General features: G+C 68.1%; 9 protein-coding genes. 5 read left to right on the top strand and 4 right to left on the bottom strand.

Annotated elements, in window-relative coordinates; genetic code table 11:
- Positions 1-38: 38 nt before the first annotated feature.
- Positions 39-1,472 (bottom strand): NADP-dependent phosphogluconate dehydrogenase, encoded by a 1,434-nt coding sequence (gene gndA / locus BLQ75_RS07745; RefSeq protein ID WP_092600044.1) that lies wholly within the window; start codon positions 1,470-1,472, stop codon positions 39-41.
- Positions 1,473-1,690: 218 nt separating this feature from the next.
- On the opposite strand from gndA, the gene lspA reads away from it, so the two are divergent.
- Entirely contained in the window at positions 1,691-2,425 is a 735-nt protein-coding gene (lspA, locus tag BLQ75_RS07740; protein WP_092600040.1) for a signal peptidase II, read from the top strand.
- The gene (locus BLQ75_RS07735) at positions 2,422-3,354 is read left to right on the top strand and encodes an RluA family pseudouridine synthase (RefSeq protein ID WP_170837388.1); all 933 of its coding nucleotides are present in this window, start codon (positions 2,422-2,424) and stop codon (positions 3,352-3,354) included. The genes lspA and BLQ75_RS07735 overlap by 4 nt, the downstream gene beginning before the upstream one ends.
- Before the next feature lie 294 nt (positions 3,355-3,648).
- Here BLQ75_RS07735 and BLQ75_RS07730 read toward each other — a convergent pair whose 3' ends face one another.
- Entirely contained in the window at positions 3,649-4,647 is a 999-nt protein-coding gene (locus tag BLQ75_RS07730; RefSeq protein ID WP_092600037.1) for an AsnC family protein, read from the bottom strand.
- A 307-nt stretch (positions 4,648-4,954) separates the two neighbouring features.
- Between BLQ75_RS07730 and dnaE the strand changes: the two genes are divergently transcribed.
- Together dnaE and BLQ75_RS07720 are read left to right on the top strand one after the other, a co-directional pair.
- The gene (dnaE, locus tag BLQ75_RS07725; RefSeq protein ID WP_092600034.1) at positions 4,955-8,554 is read left to right on the top strand and encodes a DNA polymerase III subunit alpha; all 3,600 of its coding nucleotides are present in this window, start codon (positions 4,955-4,957) and stop codon (positions 8,552-8,554) included.
- Between the two features lie 285 nt (positions 8,555-8,839).
- The gene (locus BLQ75_RS07720; protein ID WP_092600031.1) at positions 8,840-10,081 is read left to right on the top strand and encodes a cytochrome P450 family protein; all 1,242 of its coding nucleotides are present in this window, start codon (positions 8,840-8,842) and stop codon (positions 10,079-10,081) included.
- A gap of 118 nt (positions 10,082-10,199) precedes the next feature.
- Here the strand turns inward: BLQ75_RS07720 and BLQ75_RS07715 are convergent, their stop codons facing one another.
- On the bottom strand, positions 10,200-12,188 hold the full coding sequence (locus tag BLQ75_RS07715; protein WP_244515315.1) for an arabinofuranosyltransferase: 1,989 nt from the start codon (positions 12,186-12,188) through the stop codon (positions 10,200-10,202).
- 134 nt (positions 12,189-12,322) lie between these two features.
- Here BLQ75_RS07715 and BLQ75_RS07710 point away from each other — a divergent pair, with 134 nt between their 5' ends.
- Entirely contained in the window at positions 12,323-12,922 is a 600-nt protein-coding gene (locus tag BLQ75_RS07710) for a DUF2567 domain-containing protein (RefSeq protein WP_211481229.1), read from the top strand.
- 37 nt (positions 12,923-12,959) lie between these two features.
- Here the strand turns inward: BLQ75_RS07710 and BLQ75_RS07705 are convergent, their stop codons facing one another.
- Positions 12,960-13,907, bottom strand: coding sequence for a DUF8017 domain-containing protein (locus tag BLQ75_RS07705; protein WP_092600025.1), 948 nt, complete (start codon positions 13,905-13,907; stop codon positions 12,960-12,962).
- Between the last annotated feature and the right edge of the window lie 32 nt (positions 13,908-13,939).

Below are 13,939 nucleotides of genomic sequence, written 5' to 3'. Positions count from 1 at the left end.
CGGTGGGGGAACCGGGAAGTCCCCCGCCGCACCACGGTTCAGGCCTCGTGTTCGGAGCGGTCGGCGGCCCACTCGGTGTGGAAGACCCCCTCGGCGTCCGTCCGCCGGTAGGTGTGTGCCCCGAAGTAGTCCCGTTGGCCCTGGATCAGCGCGGCGGGCAGTCTCCGGGCGCGGACGGTGTCGTAGTAGGCCAGCGCCGTCGAGATGCCCGGTACCGGGACCCCGGCGGCCGTCGCGGTGGCCACCACGCGCCGCCACGAGTCCTGGGCCTCGGTGAGTGCGGCCCGGAAGTCCTCGTCGGCCAGCAGACTGGCCAGGCCGGGGTTCTGGTCGTAGGCCGCTCGGATGCGGTCCAGGAACTCCGCCCTGATGATGCACCCACCTCGCCAGATCGTGGCGACCGCGCCGAGGTCGATGTTCCAACCGTAGGTGGCGCTACCCGCCTGGATCTGGTCGAATCCCTGGGCATAGGCCACGATTTTCGAGGCGTAGAGCGCGCGTTCCACGTCGGCCACGAACCCTTCGGGGTCGTCGATCCGGGGCTGCTCCGAGGGGCCGGGCAGATCGGCGGCGGCCTCCCGCAGCCGGGGTTGCCCCGATATGGAGCGAGCGAAGACCGCTTCGGCGATACCGGTCACCGGGCTGGCCAGCTCCAGGGCGTTCTGCACCGTCCACCTACCGGTGCCCTTCTGCTCGGCCTGGTCCAGCACCACGTCGACGAACGGACGCGAGGTACGGGCGTCCACATGGCCGAGCACCTCGGCGGTGATCTCGATCAGGTAGGAGTTCAGCCGCCCGGTGTTGAACCGGCGGAAGGTCTCGGCGATCTCGCCCGGCTCCCGACCCAGCACCTTGCGCAGCAGGTCGTAGGTCTCCGCGATGAGCTGCATGTCGGCGTACTCGATGCCGTTGTGCACCATCTTGACGAAGTGCCCAGCCCCGTCTGCCCCCACGTGGGTGACGCACGGGGTGCCGTCGACGTTCGCCGCTATCGAGCGCAACACGGGCTCCAGCTCGCGGTAGGCCTCCGCCGATCCGCCCGGCATGATGCTGGGGCCGTGCAGCGCTCCTTCCTCGCCGCCGGACACCCCGGTGCCGACGAAGTGCACTCCTCGTTCGGCCAGTGCCGCCTCCCGGCGCCGGGTGTCGGTGAAGTTGGCGTTCCCGGCGTCGACGAGGACGTCGCCGGTGTCGAGCATCGGCACGAGTTCGTCGATCACTGCGTCGGTGGCCGGGCCCGCCTTGACCATGATCACCACGCGGCGGGGGCGCTCCAGCGACTCTACGAGTTCCCGGAGCGAGCCGGTGGGGACGAACTCGCCCTCACCGCCGAACCGTTCGACCAGATCGTCGGTGCGTTCCCGGTGGCGGTTGTGCACCGCGACGCGTTGCCCGTTGCGGGCGAGGTTGCGGGCCAGGTTCCTACCCATGACGGCCAGTCCCGTCACTCCGATGTCGGCCTTGTCACTCATGTGCGCGCTCCGATCCCGACGGCCCGGTCCGCTGGGACGGACCGGGAGTTGCCGTTCGGACAACATCGTCAGCTGCCCGACTGTTCCAGTCTTACCCGGTGCACCGTCCTCGTTCCCGCCGCGCGGTGGAACCAAACCGGCCGGTCGCCGTGCGAGCCGACCGGGGGAGCGGCCGGGCTGGCTGAACCTCACCCGGTACGGTCAGGGAGAATGGGGGAGTGAGCGATGAGCACCACACGACCGAGCCGTCACGTTCCGCACGCTCCGACGCCGACTCGAAGCCCGCGCGCCGCGGTCCACCTCGCCCCAGGCTGTTGGTGCTGCTGTTCGGTATTGCCGTGGCCCTGCTCGGGCTGGACGCGTTCACCAAGTCGTTGGCCGTGGCGAAGTTGGAAGGCCGGGAGCCGGTCGAACTGCTCGGTGGGGGGCTCTACCTGGTGCTCCTGCGTAATCCAGGAGCCGCCTTCAACATCGCGACCGGTCTGACCTGGTTGCTGGCGCTGCTGGCGATCGTGGTCGTGGTAGCCATAATCTGGTTCGCTCCGAAGCTCCGCTCCACCGGCTGGGCGGTCGGGATCGGCCTGGTTCTGGGGGGTGCCTGCGGTAACCTCGTCGACAGGATCTTCCGCGAGCCCGCACCGCTGCGGGGACACGTGATCGACTTCCTGTCCGTGCTCGCGCCGGACGGGAGTGTCTGGCCGGTGTTCAACCTGGCCGACTCCGGGATCGTCTGCGGCGGTGTGCTGATCGTGCTGCTGGCGCTGCTGGGCCACGACTACGACGGAACCGTGCATCGACGCCGGTCGAAGCGGACCTCGGCGGCCGCGGTAGAGAGGACAGATGGCTCCCGAGGGCGTGAGCGAGACGGTGCCACGGGCGAACACCCCGCCGGGGAAGCGGCCGGGGACACGCCCGAGCGGCCACGACGCGACGATGGTGAGGAAGACTCGTGAGCGAGCTGCGTACGCTGCCCGTTCCCGACGGGCTCGACGGCATGCGGGTGGACTCCGGGCTGGCCAAACTGCTCGGGCTGTCGCGCAGTACCGTCGCCGCGCTGACCACCTCCGGGGACGTCGAACTGGACGGTTCACCGGCGGGGAAGTCCGACCGGTTGCTGGCCGGCTCGTGGCTCGAGGTGCGGCTTCCCGAGGGGGACGGCGCCCCCGAGATCGTGGCCGTGCCGGTCGAGGGACTGACGGTCGTGCACGAGGACGACGACATCGTGGTGGTCAACAAGCCCGTGGGGGTGGCCGTCCACCCGAGCCCCGGCTGGGAGGGTCCGACCGTGCTCGGGGGGCTGGCCGCCGCCGGGGTCGGCCTCGCCGTCTCCGGACCTCCGGAACGCCAGGGGGTGGTGCACCGCCTCGACGCGGGCACCACGGGTGTCATGGTGCTGGCGAAGTCCGAGCGCGCCTACTCCACGCTCAAACGCGCTTTCCGGGAACGCACCGTCGACAAGCACTACCACGCGCTGGTCCAGGGGCACCCAGATCCGAGTAGGGGGACGATCGACGCGCCGATAGACCGGCATCCGAAGTCGGACTACAAGTTCGCGGTGGTCACCGACGGCAAACCCAGCGTGACGCACTACGAGATCGTCGAGGCCTTCCGCGCGGCCTCGCTGGTGGACGTGAAGTTGGAGACGGGGCGGACCCACCAGATCAGGGTGCACTTCTCGGCGGTACGGCATCCGTGCGTCGGCGATCTCACCTACGGTGCCGATCCGACGCTCGCGCGGCGACTCGGTCTCACTAGGCAGTGGCTGCACGCCTATTCGCTGTCCTTCGAACACCCCGCCCACGGAGGGCTGGTCACCTTCGACAGCGACTATCCGGCGGATCTGCGCGAGGCCTTGGAGCAACTGCGCGAGCAGGACCACTGACCGTTCCGGAGGTGCGGGTTCACGCGCGGCACGCCTCGGGCGGGCGAGCGGGGACGCCCCGGTTCTCACTGATGCTTTCCTGTCGTGTTGTCGACGGGGAGGGGTCTTTTTCGATTTCGATATATCGGAAGCCACGTCATCAACCCGACCACCCGCGAGTGCCCCCCGTGCGGCTCTCGCGGGGAAGGCCCGACGTTGTGTAGTACCTACTCGATGTCGGGCCTGGCCGCGGCGAGAGCCGTGCGAGAGGTTCCGCCGAGCGAGCGCTCCGATAACCCGATCGGAAAACTTCAATCAGAGGTCACTGATGTCCCAGACCAGCGAATGCGGACCGGGATCGGGGCGCGGCGACCACTCGACGCTTCGCAGCTCGGTCTCCTCCGGAAGTACGAACACGGTGTGCCCGCCGCCGGTTTCCCCCGGGGAGACACCGGCACTGTGCGGTGGGCGCGAGGAAAGGGCGACCGAGGACTTCGACACCGTCGAACCGTCCTGTGCCACCAGCAGCAGGTGCTGGTCCGGCGGTGAGTCGAACACCGCGGTTCCACGGTTGGTCAGCTCGATGTGCACCACGACCGCGCGCTGGCCCGCTTCGAGGGTGTGTCCGGCGGCGCTGAACAGGAAGTCGGCGGGATCCACCACCTCAACCAGCAGAACGCTCACCGGCTCACCGTCGGGACCGACCGTGTCCAGCTTGTTGCCGACCTTGCCCGACTTGGGCACAGCGGGCGGGCGGGGAGCCTGGTCGCCGGCCGCGTCCCTCCTGGGCCAGGCCGAGGACGCGGGCGGTCCCCAGGTGCCCGGAGGTGTGGGCGGTTGCTGACTCGCCGTGCCGACCGGAGGTGGCCCCTGCGGCTGAGCCGGTGGTTGCCGCGGCGGCTGTGGCCCCTGTGGCGTGGCGGGCGGGTAGGGGGTGTTCGGGTGTTGGTACGGACCGCTCATGCCGCCGTGGACCGGGTGGCCACCGCTGTGCGGTCCCGAGTGGTGTGGCTGCGGCGGAAGTGGTGGTGCGCCCGCTCCCGGGGGCGGTGCCGGGTATCCGCCGCTGGGTTGGGGCGGCGGCTGTTGGGGGCCGGGTTGGACTCCGGCCGAGGCGAGCGCGTTGCGGATCCCGTTCGGGTCGCACTCGACCCCGACCACGAGCGGTAATCCGCTGGTGGACAGCGCGGCCAACCGCGCTGCCACCTCGCGCACATCCATGCCCAGGTATGCGGCGAGTTCGTGGATCGCGGCGCGACCTGTCTCGGCGACGGCGTTGAGCAGACGAACGTCCACGGGATCTGGTGCAGCCACGTCTCGTCACGCTACCCGCCTCGGCACGAGCACCGTCCTCGTGGTGTCGATCCGATCCGGGGAATCGTCGCCGGGCTCGGGCCGCGTCCTGCGCTTCGACCCGCTCGCGGTGACCACGGTCGCGCCGGGGGCGGGGCGGTGGTGGGTGGGGACGGCTGGATTAGGGTTGGGGACTCGGTAACGGTCCACCTTTCGTCGTAGCGCGGGGGCTGTCGACCGCACCGGAATCCGAATCGACCATGCGAACCATCTTTGCTGGTCACAGTATTGAAGTGCGCCGTGTTGCTCCACGGGAGGGAGATCCGCCGTGCCTGGCGATTCGTTCGTTCACCTGCACGTGCACACCGAGTACTCGATGTTGGACGGCGCGGCGAAGATGGGGGCGCTGTTCTCCGAGGCGAAACGCCTCGGGATGCCCGCCGTCGCGATGACCGACCACGGCAACATGTTCGGTGCCGACGAGTTCTACCAGCAGGCCAAGAAGGCCGGCATCAAACCGATCATCGGCATCGAGGCCTACGTCGCACCGCAGAGCCGGTATCACAAGAAACCGGTCTTCTGGGGTGAGGCCAAGCAGCGCAGCACCGACGAGTTCGGTGAGGGCGGTGACGTCTCCGGTGCCGGTGCGTACACCCACATGACCATGCTCGCGCGCGACTCCACGGGGCTGCGCAACCTGTTCACTCTCTCCAGCCGAGCTTCCTTCGAGGGGCAGTACCGCAAGCCCCGGATGGATCGGGAGCTGATCGCCGAGTACTCCGAGGGGATCATCGCCACCACCGGGTGTCCTTCGGGAGAGGTGCAGACCCGGTTGCGGTTGGGGCAGTACCGTGAGGCGCTGCAGGCGGCTTCGGACTACCGCGACATCTTCGGGGCGGAGAACTACTTCCTCGAACTGATGGACCACGGACTGGTCATCGAGCGCTCCGTCCGCGAGAACCTGCTCAAGATCGCCAAGGAGTTGGGGCTTCGCCCGCTGGCCACCAACGACAGCCACTACGTCACCGTCGACCAGGCCGAGTCGCACGGGGCGTTGTTGTGCGTGCAGTCCGGCAAGACCCTCAACGACGAGAACCGGTTCCAGTTCAACGGCGACGGCTACTACCTCAAGTCCTCCGAGGAGATGCGCGAGTACTGGGACTCCGAGGTTCCCGGGGCCGCGGACAACACGCTCCTGGTCAGCGAGTTGGTGGACTCCTACGAGGAGGTGTGGACCTACTCCGACCGGATGCCGCGCGTGACCGTCGAGGCGGGGAGAACGGAGCGGGACGCCCTGGCGGCCGAGGTGGAGTACTACCTGCCGACCCGGTTTCCGAACGGCATCAGCGAGGAGTACCGGGAGCGGATCGAACGCGAGATCGACGTGCTGGACACCAAGGGGTACTGCGCGTACTTCCTGGTGGTCGGTGACGTCACCCGCTGGGCCAAGTCGGAGAAGATCCACGTCGGGCCGGGCCGTGGTTCGGCGGCGGGGTCGTTGCTGGCCTACATCCTGCACATCACCGATCTCGATCCCATCGCGCACGGCCTGATCTTCGAGCGTTTCCTGAATCCGGAGCGGGACTCCCCGCCCGACATCGACCTCGACTTCGACGACCGCAGGCGCGACGAGGTGCTGCAGTACGCGATCGACAAGTACGGTCGCGACAAGGTCGCGCAGGTCATCACCTTCGGTAAGATCAAGACCAAGGCCGCCATCAAGGACGCCGCACGCGTTCACCACGGCCAGCCCGGTTTCGCCATCGCGGACAAGATATCCAAGGCGCTGCCCGCACCGATAGCGGCGAAGGACATCCCGCTCGAGGGCATCGTGGACCCGGAGCACGAACGCTACGCCGAGGCCGCCGAGGTACGCGGACTCATCGAGAACGACCAGTCCATCTCGCAGATCTTCTCCACGGCCCGGGGCTTGGAGGGACTGATCCGCAACGCCGGGGTGCACGCCTGCGCGGTGATCCTGTCCTCGCAGCCGCTGATGGGCACGGTCCCGCTGTGGATGCGCGACGACGGTTCCATCATCACCGGGTGGGACTACCCCAGTTGCGAGGCCATCGGGCTGCTCAAGATGGACTTCCTGGGGTTGTCCAACCTGACCATCCTCGGTGACGCCCTGCAGTCCGTGCACCACAACCACGGGTTGGACATCGATCTGTCCACCCTGGCACTCGACGACACCAACACCTACGAACTGCTCGCCAGGGGCGAGAGCCTCGGGGTCTTCCAGCTCGAGGGTGGTGGGATGCGTGAACTGCTCAAACGGTTGCGGCCCACCGAGTTCACCGACATCGTGGCGGCCAACGCTCTGTACCGGCCCGGTCCGATGGAGGTCAACGCGCATCTGGACTACGCCGACCGCAAGAACGGCCGCAAACCGATCGAGCCCATCCACCCGGAACTCGAGGAGCCGCTGCGCGACGTGCTGGCCGAGACCTACGGCCTGATCGTCTACCAGGAGCAGATCATGGCGATCGCGCAGCGGGTCGCCAACTACACCCTCGGACAAGCCGACATCCTGCGCCGGGCCATGGGCAAGAAGAAGAAGGAGGTGCTCGACGAGGAGTTCGTCCGGTTCCACGCGGGCATGTCCAGCAACGGTTACAGCGAAGAGGCCATCAACGCGCTGTGGACCACGGTGCTGCCGTTCGCCGGTTACGCGTTCAACAAGTCCCACGCCGCCGGCTACGCCCTGGTGGCGTACTGGACGGCCTACCTGAAGGCGAACTACCCCGCCGAGTACATGGCGGCGCTGTTGACCGCCAACGGCGACAACAAGGACAAGATGGCGGTCTACCTCTCGGAGTGCCGCCGGATGCAGGTGCGGGTGTTGTCCCCGGACGTCAACGACTCGCGGGACACTTTCACCGCCGTCGGTTCCGACGTCCGCTTCGGGCTCAGCGCCGTGCGTAACGTCGGTACCAACGTGGTCTCCTCGATCTGCCGCGTCCGCGAGGAGCAGGGCAGGTACACTTCCTTCCGCGATTTCCTGGACAAGTCGGAGACGGTGGCCTGCAACAAGCGCGTGGTGGAGTCGTTGATCAAGGCGGGGGCCTTCGACTCGCTGGGGCACACGCGGATGGGGTTGACCGAGCAGCACGAGTCCGCCGTCGACGCGGTCGTGGGGCTCAAGCGGCAGCAGGCCGCCGGTCAGTTCGACCTGTTCGGCCCCGCCTCGGACGAGGACGCCGCCTCGGAGAGCTCGCCGCTGGCGCACCTGACGTTCTCCTCGGAGGAGTGGCCCCGCAAGCAGTTGCTCGCCTACGAACGCGAGATGCTGGGGCTGTACGTCTCCGCGCACCCGTTGGACGGTGCCGAGAAACTGCTCGCCCCCTACCAGGACACCGGTATCGCCGAGCTGATCAGCGGTGAGCGTTCCCCCTCGGGGGGCAAGGACGGCAAGGACCAGGTGCGGATCGCGGGCATGATCTCCGGCATACAGCGCAGGATCAACAAGAACGGGCAGCCGTGGGCCATCGTGACGATGGAGGACATGGACGCCAGCGTGGAGGTCCTGTTCTTCCCCAAGGCCTACGAGATGTTCTCCGAGACGCTCGTGGAGGACACCGCGATCGCGGTCAAGGGGCGCATCAACGAGCGGGAGGGGGCAATCAGCGTCTTCGCCTCGGATGCGGTGCCGGTGGACATCTCGGCGGCCGAGACCGATCCTGGCAGCAGCCCCCCTTTCGTGCTGCGGCTCAACGCGTCCAAGGTGGATCGGGGAATGGTCAACGAGCTCAAGCGGACGCTGCGCGCCCATTCCGGTGAGGTACCTGTGCAGGTGAAGCTGCAGGGCAGCCGGGGTGAGACGAGGCTGGCACTTTCCAGCGACTTCTTCGTCAACACCGACAACGGCCTGCAGGGCGAGCTCAAGGGGCTGCTCGGGGCGGGTTGTTTCGAGTCCGTCGGTTGAGAGCGTGATCGCACCCCGTGCCGGATCTGGTGCTCCGGCGCGGGGTTCTCGCCGTTCGGTGCGGAGCACGAGCGGTGGCGCGGAGAGCGGGCTCCACGCGGGGTGTCGGTTTCGCCGAAAGGAAGTCATGTTGTCCGATTCGGTGGTCGGAATCGTCGAAATTCCGTCGGAACGCGATGGTTCTCGCTGGTGAAACCGTCCGGAATGCTCCTTTGGTGGTAGTGACAGCCTCGCCATTAACGGTGTTAACTGTGGACGGACCGGTGTCTACCGCGAAGGGCTGTCATGAGTTCGTCCCAACAGTGTCCGCACGATTCCGTATCGGTGCTCGACGACGAGTTCCTGCAGGATCCACACGTGCGCTACGCGCGGATGCGGGAGTCCGATCCGACCAGGCGGGTGCTCACCGTCACCGGCATGCCGGTGTGGCTGGTGACCCGTTACGCAGACGCCAGAGCGGCGCTGACCGACCCCAGGCTCAGCAAGGACTACCGGGGTATGGAACGGATAATGGAACGTGAGGTCGAGCGGGGCGCCCAGCGCGCTGAGGTCTCGGAATCCATTCAGGCCCACATGCTCAACATGGACCCTCCCGATCACACCCGGCTGCGCAAGCTGGTGGTCAAGGCATTCACGGCCCGCCGCATCGAAGCGCTACGCCCCAGGATCGAGCAGATAACCGGTGAACTGCTCGACGAGCTCGCCGGGGCGGAACGAGTGGGCGAGGCGGGTGTCGACCTGCTCGACGCGTTCGCCTTCCCACTGCCCATCCGAGTGATCTGCGAGCTGCTCGGCGTTCCCGAGGACCGCAGGGACGATTTCCGGCGATGGTCGAACACGCTGGTCTCCGGGCAGGATCCCGAGGCCGCCGAGCGGGCCGCCGTCGCGATGGGCGAGTACCTGTTCGAGCTGGTCGAGGACAAGCGGCGCGATCCGCGGGACGACCTGCTCACCGCGTTGATCGAGACCAGTGACGACTCGGACCGGCTCAGCGGTGAGGAACTGATCGGTATGGTGTTCCTGCTGCTGGTCGCCGGACACGAGACCACGGTCAACCTCATCGGCAACGGTGTGCTGGCCCTGCTGCGGGACCCCCAGCAGTACCGGAGGCTGCGCGCCGAGCCCGAGCGGGCCTCCTCGGTTGTCGAGGAGACGTTGCGCTTCGACGGCCCCGTGAACCTGGCTACCTTCCGCTACACCACCGAACCGGTGCTGGTCGGGGATGTGGAGATCCCGGAAGACGAATTGGTGCTGGTCGCACTGGGTTCGGCCAACCGCGATCCAGCGAAGTTCGCCGAACCGGACCGGTTCGACCAGGACCGCGCCACCGGCGGCCATCTGGCTTTCGGCCACGGCATCCATTTCTGCGTGGGGGCTCCCCTGGCACGGCTGGAGGGGGAGATCGCGCTGCGACGGCTCGTGGAGCGTTTCCCGGACCTGAAACTGGCGGTCCCGGACGAACAGCTGCGTTACCGACCCAGCACGTTGATGCGGGGACTGGAGCAGCTTCCGGTCAGGTTGTCCTGAGGGGCAGTCCCGGACCGCGAAGGCCTCCGCCCCGCCCGCGGGGCCGGGTCGTGCGGGTCCTCGTTCGCTGCGGGTGCGCCGACAGCGGACCCTCCGGCCCGGTCCCGGAGTCCCGCGGTCAGCTCACGACGACCACGGCGTAGGGGCCGACCTCCCGCGTGGTGAACTCCGGTCCCCGGAACAGTTCCCTGTCGAACAGCACCCGGTAGTTCCGCACGTTCGGGTTTCGGGGAAAGACGTCACTCTTCAGCGTGAGCGAAAGCTTTCCGGCTGGAGGATTCGCGTCCTCGGCCGTGTCGTCCCGTTCCGCGGTCTCCTCGGTGTCCGTATGGTGCCGGAGCACGAAGACATCGGGTGCGCGGAAAGGGCTCCGCCGCAGCATCCGTGCCAGTTCCGCACTGTCGTCGGCATCGGACCACCGCCTGATCTCGGTCGACCGATGTTCGTACTCGCCCAGCGGATTCGCGTAGTGCGGTGTCTCCTGCTGGAACATCCAGTACGGCTCGAAGGAGGGCAGGCTGTAGTTCGTGCTCAGCACGACGTTGCGCTGCGGGCGTTGTCCGGTCATCTCCGAGATGGTGGTTGCGAGTTCGTCCAACCAGGCGTCCGGCTCGTCCGGGTCCTCCGCGCCGAAGGCATTGTGACCGGTGGGGTAGTAGTCCTCGTAGGCCGCCCGCACTTTGGAGTCCAGCCCGGCGTCGAGCTGGTACTGCACCACGGACAGCGACCCCGCCAGGGCCAGCACCACGGAGAACGCGGTCAGCCTCGGGAGGTACCACTTCGGCAGTCTGCCCCGCAGCCACCCGATCAGTTCCACCAGCCCGAGGACACCGGCCACGACGAGGACGCACTCCAGGACCACCCGCAGGCGGAACGACAACAGGGTGGTGTCGGCGACCAGGGCCAACGTGGAGAGACCGAACCACACGTAGACCGTGGCGGTCACCACCAGCAGCGCCGCCGCGACACGACTGCTCGTGGCCCGCAGCACCAACCACCCCACGCCGCACAGGCACAACACGCCGAACGGGGAGAACTCGGTGAACGGCAGCGGCAGGAAGGCGCTCCCCGCCGGTAGGTAGTGCTGTGCCGCGCTGTGCTCGGACAGTCCGCCCGCCAGCAGGAACGGTGCCCACACCACCAGAGCCAGCAACCCGCTGACCACGCCGATGGGAACCAACCGGCGGAACAGTTCCCAGACCGTGCGGCCGTGCGGGGCGCCGTCCCGCACGCGTGTCCCCCCCACGACGGCCGCCATCGCCACGGTCACCAGCACGGCGAATCCGAAGTTCAGTGTGTAGGTCATCGCGGCGAAACCGACGAAGACGCCCACTCCGAGCAGAACGCCGCGTGGCACGCGTCCCCGCCCGGCCAGGGCGTACCAGGTCAGTACCGCCATCGGCGCCAGCCAGGCCGAGGACGGCCAGGCGTAGGGCTCCAGCAGCCCGTGTCGGGTACCGGCCAGCATCGTCACCAGCGCCGCCAGCAGCGCGTGCTCCCTCGGCAGCACCAGGCTCCACAGCGTGAAGGCCACCACGACCACCACGGCCATCCACGCCAGCGCGTAGGGCTTGTAGGCCGCCCAACCGTCCCAACCGATCAGGTTCGCGAACCGGCCGCCGAGCCAGAACCACCCCCACGGGTAGTAGGGCGGGACGTCGGCGTAGTTCATGTCGGCCGGGACCAGGTTCGCCGCCATCCGGTTCAGGTACTGCAACCGGAACGCGTTGTCCACGGAGGATCCCCCGTAGTAGAAACGGGTCCCCTGCAGTGGCAGGGACAGCAGCAGGGTGGTCAGCGTGGTCAGGCCCACCCAGACCCCAGCGAGGCGCCCCCAGCCGTTTCCGATCCGTTTCCCGAGTGCCAGCGGGCACAGCAGCAGCGTGAGAATCAGGGTGGAACCGAGGACGGCCCACGCCTCGGCGGCGTCGCTCGGTTCGGTGATTCCCAGCTGAGCGACGACGAACTGCAGCAATACACTGAGTACGGCGGCGATTCCCGCGCCGAGCAGCAGTTCGGGGATCGCTCGACCGGCGGACAACCTCGGCTCGGGGGCCGTGTGGCCGTGCTCCGCGTTGTCCGTTCCGATCGACGTGGAACTTGGCAAGGTCTCCGCCACTCCCGGCCGTGAGAAATCGATGATGGACGTTACGCAGAATAACGACAGGTGAACAGTGAGCTGCCGTGGCCCCGAGCGGTCGGTGCCCGGAGTGGTTCACCGGTCTGTCCGGAGGAGGAGCGGTGTCGGAAGAACCGGTCGGAGGACCGGAGGAGCAGCGGTACTCGACCGAGCGGAGCTCCCCGGAGTGGGAACGCTCGTGCTCACCCCGGCCGGGTGTGGTGATCGGGGCGGATCTGCTGCCGTCTCTGAGCGTGCTGTCACTGGTGGCGTTGCTGGGGTTTCCGCTCGGCTGGATCTGGGCCCGTCTCGCCCCGCCGCGGGAGAGCACCATGACCAGGGAGGGCGAGTTGGTGCCGGTGCTGGTCGAGAGTTACCACAGGTTCGACGGGCTGGCTGTTTTCCTGCTGTTGAGTGCGGCCTGCGGTGTGCTCGTCGCCGCCGCGGTCTGGCAGTTGCGCGGCCGCAGGGGGCCCGTGCTGCTCGTCGCGACAGTGCTGGGGTCGTTGCTGGCCGCGTGGCTGGGAATGCGACTCGGGACCTCGTTCGCGGCCGGGATGTATCCGGTCCCGGAGAGCCTGCGGCCCGGGGAACTGGTGGAGGTGGCGCCCCGGTTGGACACGCCGACCGGGCTGCTCGGACAGCCGCTGACCGTGGCCCTGACCTACGGTCTGATCGCTTCGTGGAACGGGCTGGACGACCTGGGCAGGCGGCGCGGCTGAGAGCTCGTGTCGGGACGGTGACAGCCGTGGTGGCGCGTCACCGCGGCAACAATCGCAGCGAACGCAGCGAGCGCTCCATCCGGCTCGGTGGCACCGCCTGGTCGAACCGCTGGTCGGCCACCCCCACCAGCATCGCCGTTCCTCCCCGGTGAGGCAGGGCCATGACCCCGATGTAGGCGGAGTCCGTGCCGCAGGTCTCCGCGGCGGCCGGGACGACCTCGGCGCTGACGAAGGTGGCAGCCAGCTTGCCGTCGTCGAGCGTCGCCGGACGCGGTTCGTCGAACCGCACCCGAGGCGGCACGCCGTCGCCGGTGGTCCAGAGCATGGTGCCGAGCTTCTCCGCCAGCCGCCTGCCCGCCTCGGCGTTGTCGGGTTCGTTCGCGGAGGTCAGTCCGATCAGTGCGCGGAACGACTGCTGAGCCCGGTCGCAGAAACCCTCCATGTACATGGAGTACCCGCTCAGCGTGACTTCGTCGTTCGCGCCGTTGGCCATCAGCGTCTCGGTGGCGGCGGGATAGGTCGTCCAGTCCGAGGGCACGTCGTAGGCGACTCCGGTCTCCCATACCGGTACGGACCGCCAGCCGCGGACTTCGGCGGGAACGGGCGGACGCGAACTCGTCGACGTCGCCGAGCTCTCCGCCGCGAAACCGCTCCCGTCACCACCCTCTGGTTCGTCCCCGATGTTGACCAGCACGAGCGTGGTGATGATGATGACCACACTGGCCACGGCGGTCGAGACCACGGCGATGGTCGGACCACGGCTCCGCCCGGGGGAGCTCGACGGATCCCGAGGTAGGGCGTCCCACCGGGACGCGCCGTACTGGGCCGGTGTCGGCCGCGGCGGTCCGTACGACGTTCCGTACTGGGAGTGCTCGGAGGCGTGCGTGCCCTCCTGGGTGACAGGCTGTCCCGTGAGCGGGTCGTAGTAGCGGGGTGCGCCGCCGTCCGATCCGGTCCAGTTGTTGGGCCCGCCAGGTAACGACATGGTTCGTGATCCTAGCGAGTACCGCGCCTTGT

It is taken from the genome of Actinopolyspora xinjiangensis, from assembly GCF_900104475.1.
Classification (GTDB): Bacteria; Actinomycetota; Actinomycetes; order Mycobacteriales; family Pseudonocardiaceae; genus Actinopolyspora; species Actinopolyspora xinjiangensis.
Note: the sequence above shows the minus strand (reverse complement) of the source record. Positions and strands in the feature narration are given on the sequence as shown.

Coding starts and splice junctions, on each gene's coding strand:
- BLQ75_RS07720 (WP_092600031.1), top strand. CDS start 8,840: ATGAGTTCGTCCCAACAGTGTCCGCACGATTCCGTATCGGTGCTCGAC.
- BLQ75_RS07705 (WP_092600025.1), bottom strand. CDS start 13,907: ATGTCGTTACCTGGCGGGCCCAACAACTGGACCGGATCGGACGGCGGC.
- gndA (WP_092600044.1), bottom strand. CDS start 1,472: ATGAGTGACAAGGCCGACATCGGAGTGACGGGACTGGCCGTCATGGGT.